We start from the raw sequence: 23,207 nt of genomic DNA, 5'->3' as shown, positions 1-23,207 counted from the left end.
CCGCGGACTTTCGCCGAGGAGGCGCTGTGCCTCAGCCCTTCGGCTCGGTCTTCAGGATCATATTCGTGATCCGCACGATCGAGAGCAGGCGCCCCGCCTCGTCGGTCATCTTCACCTCATGGGAGACGATCGTGCGTCCCTGGTGGAGCACCTCGGCGCGGCCGGTCACCACGCCCTCACGCGCGGCGCGCAGGTGAGTGGCGTTGAGATCGACTCCGACGACGTTCCTGCCGCCGGAGAGCAGATACGAATGCATCGACGCCAGGGATTCGGCGAGAACGACATGGCCGCCTCCGTGGAAGAGACCCATCGGCTGCCGATTGCCGACGACTGGAGCGGTGGCCACGACATGATCGTGGGCGAGTTCGACGAACTCGATTCCCATCCTCTCGGCCAGCTCACCCCCTGACCCCTGCGTGCGCAGCTGCCCGAGCAGCGTGTCGATCTCCTCCGGGGTGGTGTGAGCGGTCAGGGACACGTCGGGACGCAGCATCGGTTCTCCTTCAAGTCAGCTTCGAACGCTAGGCTATGCCATGTGAGTCACTCAAACGAATCCCTCCTGCTCATCGACGGACACTCCCTGGCCTACCGGGCATTCCACGCCCTGCCGGTCGAGAACTTCTCCACCAGCACCGGCCAGACGACGAACGCCATCTACGGCTTCATCTCCATGCTCATCAACGTCCTCCGTGATGAAGAGCCCAGTCACGTGGCCGTGGCCTTCGACCTCGGACGCCAGACGTTCCGCCTCGAGGAGTACCCCGCGTACAAGGCCGGCCGAGCGAAGACTCCGCCCGAGTTCCACCCGCAGATCGACCTCATCAAGGACATCGTCACGGCGATGGGCATCCGGGTCGTGACGAAGGAGGGGTTCGAAGCCGATGACGCTCTGGCGACGATGGCGAAGATGGGCACGGACGCCGGCTCGTTCGTCGAGGTGATGAGCGGAGACAAGGATTCGTTCCAACTCGCCTCCGACCGGGTGACGATCCTCTACCCGAAACGCGGAGTCAGCGATCTCAGCCGGATGACGCCGGCCGCGGTCGAGGAGAAGTACGGGGTGAGCCCCGCGAACTACCGGGGTCTGGCCGCACTCGTCGGTGAGAAGGCCGACAATCTGCCCGGCGTGCCCGGAGTCGGCGACAAGACCGCCGCGAAATGGCTCACTGCCCACGGCGACCTGCCAGGCGTGCTGGACAACGCCGACAAGATCGGCGGCAAGGTCGGGGAGAAGCTGCGCGACCATATCACCGAGGTGGAGCGGAACTACCGACTCAACCGCCTCCTCGACGACGTCGACCTGGGATTGAAGTTCGACGACCTGATCTGGGGCGAAGGGGATCCGGCCGAGCTGTCGAGCCTGTTCGACCAACTCGAGTTCCAGGCCCTCGGCAAGCGTCTGGCCGCGATCTTCCCCGAAGCCGGAGCCGAATCCGAGCCGGCACCGGCACGCGAGACGAACATCGAAACCGTCGACATCGACGCTCTGCTGACGAAGATCGCCGACCACGATGTGCTGGCGCTCGATTCCGACGCCTCCTTCGAACTCGGCCACGGTCAGGCACGGACCCTGGCGGTCTCCGCCGAACCCGGCCAGGCCTGGGTCGTCGACCTCGCCGAGGCGGGGCAGAAAGCCGTCGGTGCGCTCGGTTCCGCCCTGGGTGGGCATTCGCTCATCCTCCACAGCTCGAAGCTGCAGATCAAAGCCTGGGCGTCGATGGGACTGTCCGTGACGGACGTCGCCGGGGACACGGCCCTGGCTGCCTACCTCCTCGTTCCCGATGCCCGGTCCTACGAACTCGGTCAGATCGCCGCCGACCGTGCCGGTATCGATCTCAGCGAACCCGAGTCCGATTCGGGACAGCTCGCCCTCGACCTCGACTCCGATGCGGCCGTGACCACGCACGGCCAACGCGCCGCGGCCCTGCTCGAGGTCCACGAGGTGCTCGCGAAAGCCGTCGACGACGCGAACATGACGCAGGTGTACCGCGAGATCGAGCTGCCGCTCGTGCCCGTGCTCGCGCGCATGGAAGCGACGGGAATCGCTGTCGACGAGGCCGGACTGTCGAACCTCATCGACGAATTCACCAAGCAGGCCGAAGCCAGCGCTCAGGGGGCCTACGACGCAATCGGCCACGAGGTGAACCTCGGATCTCCCAAGCAGCTGCAGACCGTGCTCTTCGACGAGCTCGATATGCCCAAGACCAAGCGGACGAAGACCGGCTATACGACGGATGCCGAAGCGCTGGCCGAACTGTTCGTCAAGACCGAACACCCCTTCCTCCAGCACCTGCTGGCCTACCGGGATTCGACGAAGCTCAAGCAGACGGTCGTCGGACTGCTCAAGACCGTCGCCGACGACGGCCGCATCCACACCACGTACCAGCAGACCGTGGCCGCCACCGGTCGGCTCTCGTCATTGGACCCGAACCTGCAGAACATTCCGGTGCGGACCGAATCGGGTCGCCGCATCCGGGAGATCTTCATCGCCGACCCCGAGGTGTCGGGCGGGACTCTGCTCACAGCCGACTACTCGCAGATCGAAATGCGCATCATGGCTCACCTGTCCGGAGACGCCGCGCTCATCCAGGCGTTCAAGGACGGCGAGGACCTCCACTCCTATGTCGGCTCGAAGGTCTTCGGCGTCGGCATCGACGACGTGGACTCGGAGATGCGTTCGAAGGTCAAGGCCATGTCCTACGGGCTGGTCTACGGGCTCTCCGCCTACGGGCTCTCTCGTCAGCTGGCGATCGGCGTCGACGAAGCCAAGGGGCTGATGGACCAGTACTTCGAACGCTTCGGAGCGGTCAAGGCCTACCTCGACGACATCGTCGAACAGGCCCGGGCGAAGGGGTTCACGGAGACCATCATGGGCCGCCGCCGCTATCTGCCGGCTCTCCACAGCGACCGCCGGCAGCTGCGCGACATGGCCGAACGCGCCGCACTCAACGCACCGATCCAGGGCTCGGCCGCCGACATCATGAAGATCGCCATGCTCAAGGTCGCCGAGCGGCTGAAAGACCTGCAGTCGCCGATGCTGCTGCAGGTCCATGACGAGATCATCGTCGACGTCCGTCCCGACGAGATCGATGAGGTGAGGACCATCGTCACCGAGGAGATGGGTTCGGCATTCGAACTCGATGTGCCCCTGGACGTCAACGTCGGCACCGGTCGCTCCTGGCACGCCGCCGCCCACTGACCGGCTGAGCGCTATAGCGTTCCTCGTTCAAGGGCCAGCGCAGAAATCGATGCTGCCCGTGCTCGATCAGGGCCGCGCCCACTTAACGCGGCGTGTACCTGTCAAAATGCGAGCTGGCGCTTGAACGAGGTTGCTGCGCGCGGCGCTGCTTGACCGAGCTTTCGCCTCAGTGCTCGGCTGGGCGGCGCCTCAGTCCTTGGTCAGCGTTGTGGAGAAGATCGCCGTACCGGGCATGAGAGCACCGCGCAGCGGCGACCAGCCGCCCCAAGCGGTCCGATTCTCTTCCGGCCATTCGGGTTCGGTCACCGAATCGATCGTGAAGCCGGCGTCGACGAGGAGGCTGACCCAGTCGCTCATCGTCCGGTGATGCTCGGCGTAGACCGGCTGACCGTCCGAGGACAGCTCGACGTACGGAGTGCGATCGAAATACGAATACTCGACGGTCAGCCCGGCCTCACCGGGGACGTCGGGGAACATCCACCGCATCGGGTGGGTCGTCGAGAAGACCCACTGCCCGCCGCTGCGCAGCACTCTGGCCACCTCGGCGAAGACGACTTCGGCGTCCTTGACGAAGGGCAGGGCCCCATAGGAGGAGAACGCGCGATCGAAGCTGTTCGACGCAAACGGCAGCTGCCGGGCATCGGCGAGGAGGAATGTCGGGGGAGTCGCCTCGGTGCTCAGGGGATGTTCCCGCTGCAGACGTGAGGCCTGTTCGAGCATTCCGGCGGAGACGTCGACGCCCGTGGTGATCGCCCCCTGTTCGGCCAGCCACCGGGAGCACTGACCGGCACCGCAGCCGACCTCGAGCACCTGCTTCCGGTCGACGTCGCCGAGGAGGCGGACATCGGATTCGTGAATTCCCTCCGGACACCAGATGAAATCCGAAGCGCCGAGGAACGTGCCGTGTTCGGCCAGGTACTCCTCGGCAGAGTTGTCCCAATAGCTGCGATTGGCCCGGACTGAAGCCTCTTCGTCGATGGGGAGATAGCCACCGCTGATGACCTCGGCTCCGTCAGTTCCTTCGCTCATGGTTCCTCCGTGGCCCCAGGTGGTGATAATTCGACTCTTCGGCGTGCATTCACGCCTGAAAAGGTGCTAGCATTGACAACCGTATGCGCCTGTGCATACAAGTCCAAATTCGCAATCGAGACCGGATTCGGTTCTTGCGGCAACTTACACGACCTGCCGCCAGGGTACCGGATCTGGACCAATATTCCATCGGAGTCCCTACCTATATGACCACCACCACGCCGGAATCGGTGCAGCCGAAGCAGGTCGCTGTCAACGACATCGGAACCGCTGAGGATTTCCTCGCCGCCGTCGATGAGACCATCAAGTACTTCAACGATGGCGACATCGTTGAGGGCGAAGTCGTCAAGGTCGACCGTGACGAAGTCCTCGTCGACATCGGATACAAGACGGAAGGCGTCATCCTCGCACGTGAGCTTTCCATCAAGCACGATGTCGATCCCGGCGAAGTCGTCGAGGTCGGGGACGACATCGAAGCCCTCGTCCTTCAGAAGGAAGACAAAGAGGGTCGTCTCATGCTGTCCAAGAAGCGTGCTCAGTACGAGCGCGCCTGGGGCGACATCGAGAAGATCAAGGAAGACGACGGCGTTGTCACCGGCACCGTCATCGAGGTTGTCAAGGGCGGCCTGATCGTCGACATCGGACTGCGCGGCTTCCTGCCCGCATCGCTGGTCGAGATGCGCCGCGTCCGCGACCTCGCTCCCTACATCGGCCAGCAGGTCGAAGCCAAGATCATCGAGCTCGACAAGAACCGCAACAACGTGGTCCTGTCGCGCCGCGCCTGGCTCGAGCAGACCCAGTCGGCCGTCCGCCACGACTTCCTGCAGACCCTGCAGAAGGGCCAGGTCCGTCCTGGTGTCGTGTCCTCCATCGTCAACTTCGGTGCGTTCGTCGACCTCGGTGGTGTCGACGGACTCGTCCACGTCTCCGAACTGTCCTGGAAGCACATCGATCACCCGGGTGAGGTCGTCACCGTGGGTGACGAGGTCACCGTCGAGGTCCTCGACGTCGACATGGACCGTGAGCGCGTTTCGCTGTCGCTCAAGGCCACCCAGGAAGATCCTTGGCAGCACTTCGCTCGCACGCACGTCATCGGTCAGATCGTGCCGGGCAAGGTCACCAAGCTCGTTCCCTTCGGTGCGTTCGTGCGCGTCGAAGACGGCATCGAAGGCCTCGTCCACATCTCCGAGCTGGCCGTGCGCCACGTGGATCTGCCGGAGCAGGTCGTCTCGGTCGACGAGACCATCTACGTCAAGGTCATCGACATCGACCTCGAACGCCGCCGCATCTCACTGTCGCTGAAGCAGGCGAACGAAGGCGTCGACCCCGAGGCCGAAGAGTTCCTCGACCCCGCTCTCTACGGCATGCCGCAGGAGTACGACGAGGACGGCAACTACAAGTACCCCGAGGGCTTCGACCCCGAGACCAACGAATGGGTCGAGGGCTACGAGGCTCAGCGCGAGACCTGGGAGCAGCAGTACGCCGCCGCTCAGGAACGCTGGGAAGAGCACAAGAAGCAGGTCGCCAAGGCCATCGCAGCGGACGCCGAGGCTTCCGCAGCCGATGCCGTCGGCTCTGCCGAAGCCGCTCCGGCCACCGGATCGTTCTCCTCCGAAGAGGCGAACGACGAGGGCACCCTGGCCAGCGACGAAGCTCTCGCAGCTCTGCGTGAGAAGCTTGCAGGCAGCTGATAACAGCTCCCACAAGGGCTCCTGGTCGGAAGGCCGGGAGCCCTTTGTGTATGCCCCCACAATCAGGGCGCGCCTGCGCCCTTGGCTGTGGTACACCCTCATCCTCTGCGTCGGCAGCCTGACCGTCTTCGGCTCCGTCGCCGCCGATCCCGGCGGCAGCGTCGTCGCCTCCAACGATGACACTTCCCTGTTCATCTGGTGGCTCGGACACGGTGCACAGGTGCTCGCCGACGCCCTCGGTTTCGGACCGGGGGAGACCGGGAGGCTGCTGTACACAGAATCGATGAACGCCCTCGGCGGGGGAGTCAACGGGGCGTGGAACACCTCCCTGGCCGGCTTCGCGATCCTGCTCGCTCCCGTGACGTGGGTGGCCGGCCCCATCGTGAGCTACAACCTGCTCATCCTCGCCTCCCCGGTGCTGGGCAGCCTGGCCACAGCGGTGCTCTTCCGCCGCTTCCTCGATCGCCTGCCCGCCTTCATCGCCGCTGCCGGAGTCGGCTTCTCCAGCTATGTCATCGCCCAACTCGGCGGCCACCCGAACCTCGCCTATATCGTCACTCCGCCGTTGACCGCCTGGGCGATCCTCGCCCTCCTCGACCTCGGCCGCGCGACACTGGCGGATCCCTGCCCCGCCCTGCTGCGCAGCCGTCGCCTGTGGCTGCTCGGCGGAGGCTTCGGGCTCCTCCTCGGCTTCCAGTTCTACGTCTCCACCGAAGTCCTGGCCGGAACCTTCCTCGCCGCACTCTGCTTCCTGGCCGGCCTCGCCGTCTTCGGACGCCGCCTCTACCGCGCCCGGTCATGGCTGGCCCTCGGACTTGGGTCCGCCGTCGCCGGCTGCATCGCCGTGCTGTGTGCGATCCCCCTGTTGGTGACCATGTCCGGCCCGAACTCCCCACAAGGCGCGATCCGCCCGCACGGAGTATGGAACACCGACCTGCTCGACCCGATCCTGCCCGCCGCCCCGGCCTGGCTGAGCTCCGGAGTGTCCCCTCTGCCCCGGATCATGGACATCGACCCCGCCGAACTCGGCGCCTACGTCGGCGCACCAGCACTGGCGGCGGCAGTCCTCATCGTCATCGGCCTCGCCCGCAGATCCGCGCACACGGTGCCGGTGCGCATCGCAGCGAGTACCGGCATCCTCGTCGGCCTGCTGGCACTCGGCTCTCCGATCCTCCTCGGCGGCCGAATCGCCCTCGAGACGGGGCCGTTCGCCCTCATCGAGGCCATCCCCGTGCTCAACAACATCCTGCCCATGCGGCTCGTCCTCCACTCGACGATCGCGCTCTTCGCCGTGCTCGGAATCGGCCTCCAGTGGGCGCTGGACCACCGGAAGCTGCGTCGCGCCCGCGCCCTCCTCACCCTGCTCGTCCTCGCCGCGGTGGCCGTCCTCCCCGCTCCGCAGACCGCCCATGAGGTGACCGTTCCCGATTTCTACGAGGACTCCATCGCCGAGGTGGTCCTCGCCGGATCCGTCGTCAAGACCTTCCCCCGCCCCCTGGCATGGGCTGAGCCCCACGCCGACGAAGCCATGGTCTGGCAGTCGGTCAGCGGATTCCGCTACCGCGAGACCGGCGGATACTTCATCGGTTCGAGCCCGGAATCGCCGGTGACCTATTCCGCCCCCGAGGATGCCCTCGACGAACTCCTGCACGGCTCCGTCTTCGACGGGGAACCCATGCCGGATGTGAACAGTCCGGAAGTCGCCTCGGCGATCGCCGAACTGAGGGAGACAGGGGTCGACTTCATCGTCCTCGCCCCCGAAGCTCCGCTGCTGCCGGGAGGCGACGGAGACTATGCGGAATTCCTCGATGCCGCCGTCGGAGATCCGATCTACGCCGACGAGGGAGTGCGGGTGTACCGACTGGATCAGTAGGATGATCCCATGCTGAGAATCGGTCTCACCGGCGGAATCGGCGCCGGAAAGTCAACGGTGTCCGCAATGCTCGTCGAACACGGGGCAGTGCTCGTCGACGCCGACAGGATCGCGCGCGAAGTCGTCGAACCCGGACAGCCGCTGCTCGAGAAGCTGGCCGAGGCCTTCGGACCGCAGGTGCTGCACTCCGACGGTTCGCTCAACCGACCGGCCCTGGCTTCGGCGGCCTTCGTCGATTCCGACCGCACGGCACGGCTCAACGGACTCATGCATCCGGCGATCCGCGACCGCACGGCCGAACACTTCGCGAGTCACGCCGATGCCGAGATCGTCGTCCACGACGTGCCGCTGCTCGTCGAGAACGACATGACACCGGCCTACCACCTCAACCTCCTCGTCGACGTGCCCGCCGAGGTGCGCCTGCAGCGGCTCATGGACTCCCGCGGCATGGATCGCGACGACGCGGCCGCACGGATCTCCCGCCAAGCCGATGACGACACCCGCCGCGCAGCCTGTGACGTCATCATCGACAACTCCGGTCCGGTCGAGGAGACGAAAGCCGCGGTCGGCCGGCTCATCGAGTCGCGGATCCGCCCCTTCGCAGCCAATCTCGCGTCCGGCCGGCGGGCCCCGCGAACTGTTCTGGACCTCGTCGACCCCGCGGACGCGGACTGGGCCGGTGACGCACAGCGAGTGGTCGCAAAGCTGAGGCACGGCACCAGCGACGAATTCACCGTCGAGCACATCGGCTCCACCTCGGTGCCGGGACTGCCCGCCAAGGACGTCATCGATCTGCAGCTCCTCGTCCCCGATCTCACCGCCGCCGGAGAGCTGGCACCTCGCCTGGCCGAACTCGGCTATCCGGGAACCGAGATGAGCGACCACCTCGGCGAACAGTCGGACGAAGGGAAATGGTTCCACGCGAACACGGATCCCGGCCGGGCCGTCAATCTGCATGTGCGCACCGCGGATTCGGTCGGGGTGCGCTTCGCCCGCGCGTTCCGGGACCTGCTCATTGCGGACGCGGGGGAGCGGAACCGTTACCTCGAGCTGAAGAGAGCCCGCTTGGCCGAAGCGAAGGCTGCGGGCAAAACGAGCGGGCAGATGATCCGAACATATGCGGAGTCGAAGGAACCGTACTTCCTGCAGATGCGCCGTCGACTGGTGCCAGACAGCTTCGACTGACGCGGCGTCGCACGTCGGCGGGCACTTCGCCGAGGCTGTCGTTCCGGCTCCGGCCTGCCCAATGTCAGGGGCGGGGGCTAGGGTTGGACTATGAGCTCAGAACGCCCCCTGCCAGCGATCGGCCACCGCCCCGACGTCACCCGCGAGGTGGCGCCCTTCGAAGTCGTCTCCGAGTACTCGCCCTCCGGTGATCAGCCGACGGCGATCCGAGAGATCTCCGACCGGCTCGACGCGGGAGAGCGGGACATCGTCCTCCTCGGTGCCACCGGCACAGGCAAGTCGGCGACGACGGCTTGGCTCATCGAGCAGGTGCAGAGACCGACCCTGATCATGGCGCCGAACAAGACTCTTGCCGCGCAGCTGGCGAACGAGTTCCGACAGCTGCTGCCCAACAATGCTGTCGAGTACTTCGTCTCCTACTACGACTACTACCAGCCGGAAGCCTATGTGCCGCAGACGGACACGTTCATCGAGAAGGACTCCTCGATCAACGACGAAGTCGAACGGCTGCGCCACTCGGCCACGAACTCGCTGCTGACCAGGCGTGATGTCGTCGTCGTCTCGACGGTGTCGTGCATCTACGGTCTCGGCACTCCGGAGGAGTATGTCGACCGGATGGTCACCCTCCACAAGGGCGACGAATGCGACCGGGACGAACTGCTCAAACGCTTCGTGTCCATGCAGTACGCCCGCAATGATATGGCCTTCACCCGCGGCACCTTCCGGGTCCGCGGAGACACCGTCGAGATCATCCCGCAGTACGAGGAACTCGCTCTGCGGATCGAATTCTTCGGCGATGAGATCGAATCGCTGCAGACCCTCCACCCGCTGACGGGTGAGATCGTCCGCGACGAGGACACCATCCACGTGTTCCCGGCCAGCCACTATGTCGCCGGTGAGAACCGGATGGCGACGGCCATCAGCGGGATCGAGGAGGAGCTGCAGAAGCGCCTGAGCGAGTTCGAGTCGCAGAACAAGCTGCTCGAAGCGCAGCGGCTGAAGATGCGCACGACCTATGACCTCGAGATGATGGAGTCGATGGGCTTCACGTCCGGGATCGAGAACTACTCCCGGCACATCGACGGTCGCGATCCCGGTTCGGCACCGAACTGTCTGCTCGACTACTTCCCCGAGGACTTCCTGCTCGTCATCGACGAATCCCATGTCACGGTGCCGCAGATCGGCGGCATGTACGAAGGCGATATGTCGCGCAAGCGCACCCTCGTCGAACATGGATTCCGCCTGCCCAGTGCCATGGACAACCGGCCGCTGAAGTTCGACGAGTTCCGGGAGCGGGTGGGACAGAGCGTGTACCTGTCCGCCACCCCCGGCAACTTCGAACTCGGCAATTCCAACGGCTACGTCCAGCAGATCATCCGTCCCACCGGCCTCGTCGACCCCGAGATCAAGGTCAAACCGACGAAGGGCCAGATCGACGATCTGCTCGATGAGATCAAGACGCGCGTCGACGCGAACGAGCGTGTGCTCGTGACGACGCTGACGAAGAAGATGGCCGAAGATCTCACCGACTATCTGCTCGAACACGACATCCGCGTCCAGTACCTCCACTCCGACGTCGACACTCTGCGCCGTGTGGAACTGCTCACAGAGCTGCGGGCCGGTGAGTTCGATGTGCTGGTCGGCATCAACCTGCTGCGTGAGGGCCTCGACCTTCCCGAAGTCTCCCTCGTGGCGATCCTCGACGCCGACAAGGAAGGCTTCCTCCGGTCATCGACCTCGCTCATCCAGACGATCGGTCGTGCCGCACGTAACCTCAACGGCCAGGTGCACATGTACGCCGATACGATCACGGATTCGATGCGCACCGCCATCGACGAGACCGACCGCAGGCGGGCCATTCAGATCGCCTACAACGAAGAGCACGGAATCGACCCGGCACCGCTGGTCAAGCGGATCGCAGACATCACCGAGCGTCTGCAGCGCGAAGACGAGGACACGCGCGAGCTGCTCACCGAATTCGACTACGGCAAGGGCAAGCGCGGTTACAACTCGACGCTGACCGACGAACAGAGGGAAGCCGCCGGCAAGCCCGGTTCGCTGCGTCCGCCGGCGGCCGACCTCACCGAGCTCATCGAATCGCTGACCTCGCAGATGCATTCGGCGGCCGCGGAGCTGCAGTTCGAGCTCGCCGCGCGACTGCGTGATGAGCTCTCCGATCTCAAGCAGGAGCTGCGTCAGATGAAGGAGGCCGGGCACGCCTGAGCCGCACCGGTGACGCGCGCGTGTTTATACTGGTGTGCTGGCGAAAGGGAGTATCCCGTCCATCCGCGGTCGTCACCACGACCCCTCACGGGGTCCGGCCGCGGAGCGCACGCAGCTTCACCGCGTGGGAGAGACTTTCGACCTGGATACATCCTGTTCACCACGAAAGGCATCCATGGATATTCTGTCCTCCACGCTCGCGGCCGGCGGCAACGCCGCTGCAGCGAGCGAATCTCCGATTCCCGTCTGGTTCATGATCACCTCGGGAATCATCGTCGTTGCGATCCTCGTCTTCGACCTCCTGCTGGTCGTCAAACGACCACACACCCCGTCGATGCGCGAAGCGAGCATCTGGGTCGCCTTCTATGTGGCCCTGGCTCTGATCTTTGCCGGCGCACTCTTCGCCATCGGCGATGCGCAGCACGGCAGCGAATTCCTCACCGGTTGGCTGCTCGAGTACTCATTGAGCATCGATAACCTGTTCGTCTTCATCATCATCATGGGCAGCTTCTCGGTACCGCGGAAGTACCAGCAGGAAGTGCTCATGGTCGGTATCATCATCGCCATCATTTTCCGCGGCATCTTTATTCTCGCGGGTGCGGCGATCATCAGCGCCTTCGTCGAAGTCTTCTTCATCTTCGGCATCTTCCTCCTCATCGTCGCCTACCGTCAGGCCTTCAGCTCCGAAGACGAGGGCGACGGCGAGAACGGCCTCATCCGGTTCCTGCGGAAGCGGATCAACGTCGTCGACGAATACCACGGCAACAAGCTGCGGGTGACCCTCGACGACAACAAGAAGTACTGGACCCCGATGTTCATCGTGTTCATCGCCATCGGCTCGACCGATGTGATGTTCGCACTCGACTCGATCCCCGCGATCTTCGGCGTCACGCAGAATGCGTTCCTCGTGTTCACCGCGAACGTGTTCGCCCTCATGGGGCTGCGTCAGCTGTACTTCCTACTCGGAGGGCTCGTCGACAAGCTCGTGTACCTCCACTACGGAATCGCTGCGATCCTCGGGTTCATCGGCATCAAGCTCATCATCCACGCTCTGCACTCGAGCGATTGGGAGTTCCTGGCGTGGGGACATTCGATCCCCGAGGTGCCGACGTGGCTGTCCCTGACCGTCATCGTCCTCGCCATGGCGGTCGCCACGATCGCCTCGCTGATGAAGATGAAGAAGGACGGAATCTCCTTCAAGGATGTCAGCGCCGACCAGTCGGACGAGTCCGAAGAGGCCTGAGCCGATCGGATTCGGTCGTGCCGACACCGCCTCGGTGTCGGCACAGAACGAGTGGGGTCCGTCTCGATCTCTCGAGACGGACCCCGCTCGTGTCTGCTCCGTCCGGGCAGACCCGAACCGGAAGGAGGCCGCTCAGCCCTGGGCGAAGGGCCCGAACACGGGAGTCCACTCGCGGATGTCCGTCGACTCGATGACACCGAGCGAGGCATAGGGATCGGCGGACAGGTGCCCTTCGACCTCTGCACGGTCGGCGGCGCGGAGGATCAGCAGACCTCCCGGCTGCGGATCGTTGTCCAGGGGACCGGAGGCGAGGATCGTTCCGGCCTCATTCATCTCCGCCTGCCATTGACGGTGCGCGGGGCGGTGCTCCATCCGCGTATCGGTATCGGGACCGTAGTGATAGGTGACGGCGAAGACCGGCATATGTGACTCCTCGGTGTCGAGCAATAGGATGGAACCAGTCTAATCGGAAAGGTCTGTGCATCAGCGTGGCCAGATTGCAGGAGATCCCAGCGGAATTCGCGGACGACGACACGATCTATGAGTCCTTCGGCGAATACTGCCAAGCGATCGGAGTGGAGCCGTATCCGGCTCAGGACGAGGCGTTCCTCACGATCCTCGCCGGCGACAATACGATCATGGCGACCCCGACCGGTTCGGGGAAGTCACTCGTCGCTCTCTTCGCGCTCTACCAGTCCTTCACCCGGGGGATCCGGTCCTACTACACGGCCCCGCTCAAGGCCCTTGTGAGCGAGAAGTTCTTCTCCCTCATCAACGCCTTCGGTGCCGAGAACGTCGGCATGATCACCGGCGACTCCACGGTCAACCCCGACGCTCCCGTCATCTGCGCCACGGCAGAGATCCTGGCCAACCAGGCTCTGCGTGAGGGCGGAATGCTCGACGCCGGAATGGTCGTCATGGACGAGTTCCACTATGTCGCCGATCCCTCCCGGGGCTGGGCCTGGCAGGTGCCCCTCCTCGAGATGCCGCAGACCCAGTTCGTTCTCATGTCCGCCACTTTGGGCGACACGACCGACATCCGGTCGACCATGACGGAGACGACCGGACGCGGATCCTCCGTGGTGACCTCCGCGACCAGGCCCGTCCCACTCGACTACGAATACTCGACGGAGACGCTCTCTGACACTCTGCGCGGACTCGTCCGCAACGACAAAGCCCCGGTCTACGTCGTCTCCTACTCCCAGAACGGAGCCATCGACCTCGCCACCAACCTGCTTTCGGTCGACCTCGCCTCCAAGGAGCAGAAAGCCGCGATCGCCGCAGCCATCAAGGGCTTCACCTTCGGCAAGGGATTCGGGCAGAGCCTGCGCAAACTGCTGCTGCACGGCGTCGGCGTCCATCACGCCGGAATGCTGCCGAAGTACCGCCGACTCATCGAACAGCTTGCGCTCAAGGGCCTGCTCCTCGTCATCTCCGGCACGGACACCCTCGGCGTGGGCATCAACGTGCCCATCCGCTCCGTGCTCCTGACCGGACTGACGAAGTTCGACGGACGGAAGATGCGCAGACTCAGCGTCCGCGAATTCCAACAGCTCGCCGGACGTGCCGGCCGCGCCGGATTCGACACCCGCGGCTATGTGATCGCCCAAGCCCCCGACCACGTCATCGACAACCTCAAGGCCGAAGCCAAGGCTGCGAACGATGACAAGAAGAAAAAGAAGAAGGTCAAGAAGAAAGCCGCCCCGGTGGGCTTCGTCGGTTGGTCCGAAGAGACCTTCACCAAACTCATCGAAGGCGAGTCCGAGACCCTGCGGCCCCGGATGAAGATCGACCATTCGACGATCCTCAACCTCGTCGCCCGCCCCGGCTCCGATGTGTCGACCATCAGCGACTTCATCGACAAGACGCATGAGACAAGGGACCGCCGGCTCGACCTCAAACTCACCGCGATCAGCATCGGACGCTCCCTCATCGATGCCGGACTCATCGAGGTCCGCGGCAGCGAACTCATCGCCACCCAGGACCTCGGACCCCAGTTCGCGCTCAACCAGCCTCTGGCTCCCTTCGTGCTCGCCGCACTGGAGCTTCTCGATGAGAACGACGACACCTACGCCCTCGACGTCGTGTCCATCGTCGAGGCGACCACCTCGGTGCCGTTCCAGATCCTGAAGGGCCAACTCGACCGGATCAAGGGAGAGACCCTGGCCGAGCTCAAGGCCGAAGGCGTCGAATACGCCGAACGCATGGCGATCCTCGACGAGATCGAAAGCCCCGCACCCCTGGCTGAGATGCTCGATCCGGCCTTCGATCATTTCGTCGAAACTCATCCCTGGCTGCACCGAGGCGGCTTCGAACCCAAATCCGTCGTCCGCGACATGATCGAGCAGGCGATGGGCTTCACCCAGTTCGTCGGCTACTACAGCCTCGCCCGGGCCGAAGGCAGCCTGTTGCGCTACCTCACCGACGTCTACCGTGCACTGCTCCACAACGTCCCCGCAGAGAACCGGACCGAGGAACTCGAGACCATCATCGAATGGCTCGGGGAGACCATCGCCCGGACGGATTCGTCGCTGCTCGACGAATGGCGGACCCTGCAGGGACTCGACCCCACCGAACACGACGATGATCTGCCGGCACTCGATCGCCGGTTCTCCGAGAACACGAAGGTCTTCACCGCAGAGATTCGCAACGCCCTGTTCCACCGCGTGCTGCTGGCCGAACGCGCGAACTACACCGAGCTCGGCCGCCTCGACGCCGAATCGGGATTCGACTCACGGGCCTGGGAAGACGCGATCGAGGACTTCTATGACGAATACGGGGAGCTCATCGTCGACCAGAAGGCCCGCGGTCGGGAATATATCGACATCACACCCGGTTCAGACACATGGAGCGTCCGACAGATCCTCGCTGATCCCGACGACAACAGGGACTGGGCCATCGACGCCGAGGTGGACGTGGCCGCCAGCGACGAATCCGGCGATATCGTGCTCCGCATCCTCTCCGTCGGAGAGATCGGCAGATGAGCCGGAAACCGCTGCGAATACAGCAATGTCAGTGCCGAGTAATACAGTGGTCAGGTGATGAAAACCAATAACGGTGAGCAAGTGACAGGCGTCTCCCATCTCGACACCCTGTGGGTCAAGGGAGCGCGAGCACACAATCTCAAGAACGTCGAGATCGCGCTGCCGCGTGACTCGATGGTCGTGTTCACCGGCTTGTCCGGTTCCGGCAAATCCTCGCTGGCCTTCGACACGATCTTCGCCGAGGGGCAGCGACGCTATGTCGAATCCCTGTCCTCCTATGCCCGGATGTTCCTCGGGCAGATGGACAAACCCGACGTCGACTTCATCGAAGGGCTGTCTCCGGCGGTGTCGATCGACCAGAAGTCGACATCGCGCAACCCGCGTTCGACCGTCGGCACGATCACCGAGGTCTATGACTTCCTCCGCCTGCTGTGGGCGCGGATCGGCATCCCGCACTGCCCCGTCTGCGGTGAGGTCATCACGAAGCAGACCCCGCAGCAGATCGTCGACCAGCTGCTCGAACTCGAGGAGCGGACGAAGTTCCTCGTCCTCGCTCCCGTCGTCCGGTCCCGCAAGGGCGAATTCGTCGACCTCTTCACCGACCTGCAGTCCAAGGGCTTCTCCAGGGCCATCGTCGACGGCGAGCAGATCAGCCTGAGCGAACCGCCGACCTTGGAGAAGCAGTACAAGCACACGATCTCCGTGGTCGTCGACCGTCTCGTCGCCAAATCGGGAATGCGCCCGCGGCTGACCGACTCCGTCGAGACCGCCCTGGGGCTCGCCGACGGACGCATCGACATCGACCTCGTCGACGAAGGCACGACCCGCACATTCTCCGAGCACATGTCGTGCCCGAACGAGCATCCGCTGACGATCGACGAGATCGAACCCCGCTCGTTCTCCTTCAACTCGCCCTTCGGAGCCTGCCCCACCTGCGACGGCATCGGCACGCGTCTGCAGGTTGACGAAGATCTCGTCGTCCCCGACGAAGACCTCAGCCTCGGTTCCGGAGCCATCGCCCCCTGGTCGGGAGGCAAGCAGGTCTCGAAGTACTTCAACCGTCTGCTCAAGGGGCTCGGCGACGAGCTCGGCTTCGATATGAAGACGCCGTGGAAGAAGCTGCCGAAGTCCGCGAAGACCGCGATTCTCACGGGCAAGGACTACAAAGTCCACGTCAAGTACAAGAACCGCTTCGGTCGTGAACGCACATACTCGACGGGCTTCGAAGGCGTCTACCAGTACATTCAGCGCAAACACGAAGAAACAGAATCCGAGTGGTCGCGGGAACGCTACGAGTCCTATATGCGTGAGATCCCGTGTGCCAGCTGTGACGGTACGCGCCTCAAACCGGAGATCCTCGCCGTCAAGGTCGGCGACAGGTCCATCGCCGAAGTCTCCGAACTCGCCCTCGACGAAGCTGCCTCCTTCCTCGGCTCCCTCGAGCTGAGCTCCCGCGATGCCGCCGTGGCGGCACAGGTGATGAAGGAGATCAACGCCCGACTCGGATTCCTCCTCGACGTCGGCCTCGACTACCTCAGCCTCAACCGGGCCGCCGGTACGCTCTCCGGCGGCGAGGCCCAGCGCATCCGCCTGGCCACGCAGATCGGCTCCGGCCTCGTCGGCGTCCTCTACGTCCTCGACGAGCCCTCCATCGGACTGCATCAGCGCGACAACCGCCGACTCATCGAAACGCTCAACAAGCTCAAGGATCTCGGGAACACACTCATCGTCGTCGAACACGACGAGGACACCATCGAATCCGCCGACTGGATCGTCGATATCGGGCCCGGCGCCGGCGAACACGGGGGAGAGGTCGTCTACTCCGGACCCGTCACCGGCCTCAAGGACGCCGAGGGATCGATCACCGGCGACTACCTCTCCGGCCGGCGGGCGATCCAGATCCCGCCGACGCGCCGCCCCGTCGACACGGACCGGATGGTCACCGTCGAGAAGGCCGTGGAGAACAACCTGCGCGACGTCACCGTGTCCTTCCCCCTCGGTGTGCTCACCGCCGTCACCGGCGTGTCCGGTTCGGGCAAATCGACGCTCGTCAACGAGATCCTCTACACACAGATGGCCAACGTCCTCAACGGCGCCTCCCGGGTGCCGGGACGGCACAAGCGCGTGACCGGCCTGGACAATCTCGACAAGGTCGTCCACGTCGACCAGTCGCCGATCGGTCGCACCCCGCGGTCGAATCCCGCGACCTACACCGGCGTCTTCGACCATGTGCGCCGACTGTTCGCCGAAACCGAATCGGCGAAGGTCCGCGGTTATCTGCCCGGTCGGTTCTCCTTCAACGTCAAGGGCGGACGCTGCGAGAACTGCAGCGGCGACGGCACGATCAAGATCGAGATGAACTTCCTGCCCGATGTCTACGTCCCCTGTGAGGTCTGCCAGGGCGCCCGGTACAACCGGGAGACCCTGGAGGTCACGTTCAAGGGCAAGAACATCGCCGAGGTCCTCGACATGCCCATCGAGGAGGCCAACGACTTCTTCGCCGCGATTCCCGCGATCTCGCGACACCTCAAGACCCTCGTCGAGGTGGGGCTCGGCTATGTCCGACTCGGCCAACCAGCCACGACGCTCTCCGGCGGTGAGGCACAGCGTGTCAAGCTCGCCGCCGAACTGCAGAAGCGCTCCCGCGGCCGCACCGTCTACGTGCTCGACGAACCGACGACCGGTCTGCACTTCGAGGACATCTCGAAGCTGCTCATGGTCCTCCAGGGACTCGTCGACAAAGGCAATACGGTCATCGTCATCGAGCACAACCTCGATGTCATCGGCAATGCCGATCACATCATCGATCTCGGACCCGAGGGCGGTCGCGGCGGCGGGCAGATCATCGCCCAGGGCACTCCCGAAGAGGTCGCCGAGGTGGCCGAATCGCACACCGGACGGTTCCTCAAGCCGATGCTCAAGTCCTGATCCGAATGCCTGATCCATCCACCTACCGTCCGGCCACGGGGTCGATCCCCACATCGGCCGGGGTCTACAAGTTCCGCGACCCCGACCGGCGGGTGATCTATGTCGGAAAGGCGAAGAACCTCCGCAACCGACTCAACTCGTACTTCGCCAACCCCGCCCAGCTGCACCCGCGCACCTCGACGATGGTCCACACCGCGAACTCGGTGGAATGGACCGTCGTCGACACCGAGGTCGAAGCTCTGCAGCTCGAATGGACGTGGATCAACGAGTTCAACCCGCGGTTCAACGTCATGTTCCGCGACGACAAGTCCTACCCCTACCTCGCGATCACGATGAATGACGAAGTGCCTCGGGCCTTCATCACTCGCGGAAAACGACGCAAGGGAGTGAAGTACTTCGGTCCCTTCGCGCAGGTGTGGGCGATCAAGGACACCCTCGACCTGCTGCTCAAGGCCTTCCCGATGCGCACCTGCACAGCTGGGGTCTACCGGCGAGCCGAACGCAGCGGCAGGCCCTGCCTGCTCGGCTATATCGACAAATGCGCAGCTCCCTGCGTCGGCCAGATCAGCAAGGACGATCACAAAGACCTGGCCCGCAGCATCTCCGACTTCATGTCCGGAAACACCGGTCGGTTCATCAGCTACCGGCAGAAGGAGATGGCCGATGCCGCGGCCGAACTCGACTACGAACGCGCGGCCGGTCTGCGCGACGAGATCTCCGCCCTGCAGAAGGTCCTCGACAAATCCGCAGTCGTCCTGTCGGTGAGCGCCGACTGCGATATCTTCGCCCTCGTCACCGAGGAGCTCGAAGCCTCCGTCCAGGTATTCCACGTGCGCCAGGGTCGTATCCGCGGCCAACGCGGCTGGATCATCGAACGCTCCGACGATCACACTCCCGCAGAACTGACCACCGATTACCTGCGACAGGCCTACTCCGGACTCGATGCCGATGCCATCCCGAAGGAGATCCTCGTCGACACCCTGCCGGCGGATCTGGAGTCCCTGGAAGCCTGGCTGAGCGAGCAGCGCGGTTCGCGCGTGACCGTGCGGGTGCCCGAACGCGGCGAGAAGAAGGCGGCCCTGGAGACCGTGGGGAAGAACGCGAAGGAAGCGCTCATCCAGCACAAACTCAAACGCTCCTCCGACCTGACGACCCGCAGCCAGGCTCTCAAGGAGATCCAGGAGCACCTCGACCTGCCGGAAGCACCGCTGCGCATCGAATGCATCGACATCTCCCATACCCAGGGATCGAACGTCGTCGCCTCACTCGTCGTGTTCGAAGACGGAATGGCGAAGAAGCGCGACTACCGACACTTCGCCATCCACGGTGAAGCCGCGGCCGACGACACGGCTTCGATGTACGACGTCGTCTCCCGTCGCTTCAGCCGCTACCTCGAACAGATGACCTCCGAAGAGCCCGACGAGCGCTTCGGCTACCGACCCAGCCTGCTCGTCGTCGACGGTGCCGGACCGCAGGTTGCCGCAGCAACGCGGGCACTGACCGACCTCGGCATCGTCGACATCTCCGTCGTCGGTCTGGCCAAACGGCTCGAAGAGATCTGGGTACCCGACGATCCGTTCCCGGTCATCCTCCCACGCAACTCCGAAGGGCTCTTCCTCATGCAGCGCCTGCGTGATGAGGCCCACCGCTTCGCCATCACCTATCACCGGTCGAAACGTGCGAAGGCGATGACGAGTTCGGTGCTCGACGACATTCCGGGCCTCGGAGAGTCGAAGCGCACCGCTCTGCTGCGCCATTTCGGATCCGTGAAGAAGGTCCGTGCTGCCACCGCCGAAGAAATCTGCGAGGTCAAGGGAATCGGTCCCTCCCTCGCCGCGAAGATCGTCACGGCTCTGGCCGACTGAGCTCTGCGATTCTGCCCTAGAGTAGTGCCGAGAGGTACAGTGCCCACCGACCTATCGGGCACGAGCAGAGGAGGACGAGTGAGCGTGCAGGCCGAATCGAACGGAGCCGACCACCCCATCGAGGTTGTGCTCGTCACCGGCATGTCCGGAGCGGGCCGCACCACCGTGGCCAATGTGCTCGAAGACATGGACTGGTACGTCGTCGACAACCTGCCGCCGCAGATGATGCGTCCGCTCGTCGAACTCGTCGCCCGTGCCGACGGCGCCCTGCCGAAGATCGCCATCGTCATCGACGCCAAAGGGCGGACCAAATACACCGAACTGCAGGAGACGATCAGCGACTTCGTCGATCAGGGTCTGTCCCTGCGCATCGTCTTCCTCGACGCCTCCGACGAAGTCCTCGTCCGACGCTTCGAATCGACCAGGCGACCCCACCCACTGCAGGGGGAGGGGACCCTGCTCGAGGGCATCGAAGCCGAACGCGTCGAACTCGAGTCGCTGAGACACCGTGCCGACATCATCGTCGACACATCCGACCTCAACGTGCACCAGCTCTCCGCGGAGGTGCGCAAACGCTTCAGCGACGACGACACCCCGCCGCTGCGGCTGACGGTGATGAGCTTCGGCTTCAAATACGGCCTGCCCAAGGACGCCGACCACGTCGCCGACGTCCGCTTCCTGCCGAATCCGTACTGGATTCCCCACCTGCGCGGACACAACGGACTCGACTCCGATGTCGCAGCCTACGTCCTCGAGCAGAACGGCGCCGAGGAATTCATCGAACGCTATGCCGCCACTCTGTCCACGGTCGCCGAGGGCTATCTGCACGAGGGCCGCGGCTACGCGATGATCGGCATCGGCTGCACGGGCGGCAAACACCGTTCCGTGGCGATCAGCGAACGCGTCGGACGACTGCTGTCGGCCCAGACCGGGATCCCGGTGGCCGTGCGTCATCGCGATCTGGGAAGAGAATGACATGGAGACCGAAGACCTGCCCGTCATCTCCACGGGCGCACAGAAGGACGGTCCGAACATCGTCTCCTTCGGCGGCGGCCACGGACTCTACGCGGCGCTGAGGGCGTTCCGCCTGCTCACCGAAGACCTCACCGCGGTCGTCACAGTCGCCGACGACGGCGGCTCATCGGGACGACTGCGCGATGAGCTCGGCGGACTGCCTCCCGGCGATCTGCGAATGGCGCTGGCCGCACTCTGCGATGACGGCACGTGGGGCCAGACCTGGCGTGATGTCATCCAGCACCGCTTCGAATCGACAGGTGAGCTGCACGGTCACGCGGTGGGCAATCTGCTCATCGCAGCACTGTGGCAGATCCACGGCGACCATGTGGCCGGTCTGGACTGGATGGCCCGCCTGCTGCGCGCTCACGGTCGCGTGCTCCCGATGTCCTCGGTGCCGCTGACGATCGAAGCCGATGTGAAGTTCCCCGGCTCCTTCCAGGTCGTGCGCGGTCAGTCCGTGCTCGCCTCCACGATCGGCCACGTCGAGACCGTGCGCCTCGACCCGGCAGCCCCGCCGGCTCGCTACGAGACGATCGAAGCCGTGGAGGAGGCCGATGTCCTCAACCTCGGCCCCGGCTCCTGGTACACCTCGGTGATGCCGCACCTGCTCGTGCCGTCGCTGGCCGAGGCGATCGTGGCCTCGAAAGCGGTGAAATCCCTCACGCTCAACCTCAGCTCCACCGACGGTGAGACGAAGGACCTGAGCCTCGGCGAACACCTCGTCTCCCTCCACCGTCATGCCCGCTCACTGACCTTGGACTATGTCCTCGTCGACGAGGCGGCCACCGAACTCGAACCCGACCTGCCGCAGCGGGCCGAGGACATGTTCGGAGCGCAACTCTGGGAACGTCCCCTGCGCTCACGGAGGCAGGGACAGCATGACAGCCTCAAGCTGGCGGCATGCTACCGTGACATGTTGTTGGACGCCGGGATCGGCGTCGCCGAGCAGTGGTAGAACTTCAGGTGCAGGAGGACGAGCTATGGCACTGACCGCTCAGGTCAAGGACGAGTTGGCGCGAGTGAAGATCACTCGCACCTCCGCCCGCAAGGCCGAGGTGTCCTCGATCTTCCGCTTCTCCTCCGCCCTCCACCTCGTCAACGGCTCGATCGTTCTCGAAGCCGAACTCGACACCGCCCAGGCCGCCAAACGGCTGCGCGCGGAGATCAAGGATCTCTACGGTCAGCATGCCGACATCGTCGTCATCAACGCCGCCGGAATCCGCCGCTCCAACCGCTACCTGCTGCGCGTCACCCGTGACGGGGGAGCCCTGGCCCGCCAGACCGGACTCGTCGACAACCGCGGCCGTCCCGTGCGCGGACTGCCCTCGGCCATCGTCAACGGCTCCGTCGCCGATGCCGAAGCCGCCTGGCGCGGAGCCTTCCTCGCTCACGGCTCACTGACCGAGCCGGGGCGCTCCTCGGCGCTGGAAGTCACCTGCCCCGGCCCCGAGGCGGCTCTTGCCCTCGTCGGCGCAGCCCGCCGGCTCGGACTGAGCGCGAAAGCCCGCGAAGTCCGCGGAGTCGACCGCGTCGTCATCCGCGACGGAGACGATATCGCCGCGTTGCTCACCCGCATGGGCTCCCACAGCGCCGTGCTGGTCTGGGAGGAACGGCGGATGCGGCGGGAGGTCCGTGCGACCGCGAACCGCCTGGCGAACTTCGACGATGCGAACCTGCGCCGCTCGGCCCGCGCCGCCGTGGCCGCCGGCGCCCGGGTCGAACGCGCCCTGGAGATCCTCGGCGACGAAGTCCCCGAACACCTCCGCTACGCTGGTCAGCTTCGAGTGACCCATAAACAGGCGTCCCTCGAGGAGCTCGGTCAGCTCGCCGACCCGCCGATGACGAAGGATGCGGTGGCCGGCCGGATCCGCAGGCTGCTGTCCACAGCGGACAAGCATGCGGAAGAACTGGGAATTCCCGACACCGAAGCCAGCCTGACCCCCGAAATGCTCGAGGATCGCTAAGATCGA

General features: G+C 64.6%; 15 protein-coding genes. 12 read left to right on the top strand and 3 right to left on the bottom strand.

Annotated features, from left to right (window positions below; all coding sequences use genetic code 11):
- Positions 1–31 precede the first annotated feature (31 nt).
- Positions 32–493 (bottom strand): PaaI family thioesterase, encoded by a 462-nt coding sequence (locus ACSBQT_RS04585; protein WP_410711399.1) that lies wholly within the window; start codon positions 491–493, stop codon positions 32–34.
- A gap of 42 nt (positions 494–535) precedes the next feature.
- Here ACSBQT_RS04585 and polA point away from each other — a divergent pair, with 42 nt between their 5' ends.
- Positions 536–3,199: a DNA polymerase I gene (gene polA / locus ACSBQT_RS04580; RefSeq protein WP_435001010.1), complete on the top strand. Its 2,664-nt coding sequence runs from the start codon at positions 536–538 to the stop codon at positions 3,197–3,199.
- 189 nt (positions 3,200–3,388) lie between these two features.
- Here the strand turns inward: polA and ACSBQT_RS04575 are convergent, their stop codons facing one another.
- Entirely contained in the window at positions 3,389–4,228 is an 840-nt protein-coding gene (locus ACSBQT_RS04575; RefSeq protein WP_410711397.1) for a class I SAM-dependent methyltransferase, read from the bottom strand.
- Positions 4,229–4,434: 206 nt separating this feature from the next.
- Here ACSBQT_RS04575 and rpsA point away from each other — a divergent pair, with 206 nt between their 5' ends.
- The 5 genes from rpsA to ACSBQT_RS04550 all read left to right on the top strand — a co-directional run bounded on the left by rpsA (position 4,435) and on the right by ACSBQT_RS04550 (position 12,443).
- The gene (gene rpsA, locus ACSBQT_RS04570) at positions 4,435–5,919 is read left to right on the top strand and encodes a 30S ribosomal protein S1 (protein ID WP_167196481.1); all 1,485 of its coding nucleotides are present in this window, start codon (positions 4,435–4,437) and stop codon (positions 5,917–5,919) included.
- A gap of 46 nt (positions 5,920–5,965) precedes the next feature.
- Positions 5,966–7,792: a hypothetical protein gene (locus ACSBQT_RS04565; protein WP_435001009.1), complete on the top strand. Its 1,827-nt coding sequence runs from the start codon at positions 5,966–5,968 to the stop codon at positions 7,790–7,792.
- 9 nt (positions 7,793–7,801) lie between these two features.
- Positions 7,802–8,977: a dephospho-CoA kinase gene (gene coaE, locus ACSBQT_RS04560; RefSeq protein ID WP_435001008.1), complete on the top strand. Its 1,176-nt coding sequence runs from the start codon at positions 7,802–7,804 to the stop codon at positions 8,975–8,977.
- 90 nt (positions 8,978–9,067) lie between these two features.
- Positions 9,068–11,200 (top strand): excinuclease ABC subunit UvrB, encoded by a 2,133-nt coding sequence (gene uvrB / locus ACSBQT_RS04555; RefSeq protein ID WP_410711394.1) that lies wholly within the window; start codon positions 9,068–9,070, stop codon positions 11,198–11,200.
- 175 nt (positions 11,201–11,375) lie between these two features.
- On the top strand, positions 11,376–12,443 hold the full coding sequence (locus ACSBQT_RS04550) for a TerC/Alx family metal homeostasis membrane protein (protein WP_410711393.1): 1,068 nt from the start codon (positions 11,376–11,378) through the stop codon (positions 12,441–12,443).
- A 132-nt stretch (positions 12,444–12,575) separates the two neighbouring features.
- On the opposite strand, the gene ACSBQT_RS04545 is transcribed toward ACSBQT_RS04550, so the two are convergent.
- The gene (locus ACSBQT_RS04545) at positions 12,576–12,866 is read right to left on the bottom strand and encodes a YciI family protein (RefSeq protein ID WP_410711392.1); all 291 of its coding nucleotides are present in this window, start codon (positions 12,864–12,866) and stop codon (positions 12,576–12,578) included.
- Positions 12,867–12,931: 65 nt separating this feature from the next.
- Here ACSBQT_RS04545 and ACSBQT_RS04540 point away from each other — a divergent pair, with 65 nt between their 5' ends.
- The 6 genes from ACSBQT_RS04540 to whiA all read left to right on the top strand — a co-directional run bounded on the left by ACSBQT_RS04540 (position 12,932) and on the right by whiA (position 23,201).
- Positions 12,932–15,427 (top strand): DEAD/DEAH box helicase, encoded by a 2,496-nt coding sequence (locus ACSBQT_RS04540; protein ID WP_410711391.1) that lies wholly within the window; start codon positions 12,932–12,934, stop codon positions 15,425–15,427.
- Positions 15,428–15,484: 57 nt separating this feature from the next.
- On the top strand, positions 15,485–18,355 hold the full coding sequence (uvrA, locus tag ACSBQT_RS04535) for an excinuclease ABC subunit UvrA (protein ID WP_435001027.1): 2,871 nt from the start codon (positions 15,485–15,487) through the stop codon (positions 18,353–18,355).
- Positions 18,356–18,360: 5 nt separating this feature from the next.
- Positions 18,361–20,220: an excinuclease ABC subunit UvrC gene (gene uvrC / locus ACSBQT_RS04530; protein ID WP_435001007.1), complete on the top strand. Its 1,860-nt coding sequence runs from the start codon at positions 18,361–18,363 to the stop codon at positions 20,218–20,220.
- Positions 20,221–20,304: 84 nt separating this feature from the next.
- Positions 20,305–21,195, top strand: a complete 891-nt coding sequence (gene rapZ / locus ACSBQT_RS04525) for an RNase adapter RapZ (RefSeq protein WP_410711606.1) — start codon at positions 20,305–20,307, stop codon at positions 21,193–21,195.
- Between the two features lies 1 nt (position 21,196).
- Positions 21,197–22,192, top strand: coding sequence for a gluconeogenesis factor YvcK family protein (locus ACSBQT_RS04520; protein WP_410711389.1), 996 nt, complete (start codon positions 21,197–21,199; stop codon positions 22,190–22,192).
- A gap of 25 nt (positions 22,193–22,217) precedes the next feature.
- Positions 22,218–23,201 (top strand): DNA-binding protein WhiA, encoded by a 984-nt coding sequence (whiA, locus tag ACSBQT_RS04515; RefSeq protein ID WP_435001006.1) that lies wholly within the window; start codon positions 22,218–22,220, stop codon positions 23,199–23,201.
- Positions 23,202–23,207: the final 6 nt, after the last annotated feature.

Origin of the sequence: Brevibacterium sp. H602 (assembly GCF_051172395.1) — a bacterium.
GTDB lineage: Bacteria > Actinomycetota > Actinomycetes > Actinomycetales > Brevibacteriaceae > Brevibacterium.
The sequence above is the reverse complement of the archived record's forward strand: the minus strand, read 5'-3'. Positions and strand labels throughout refer to the sequence as shown.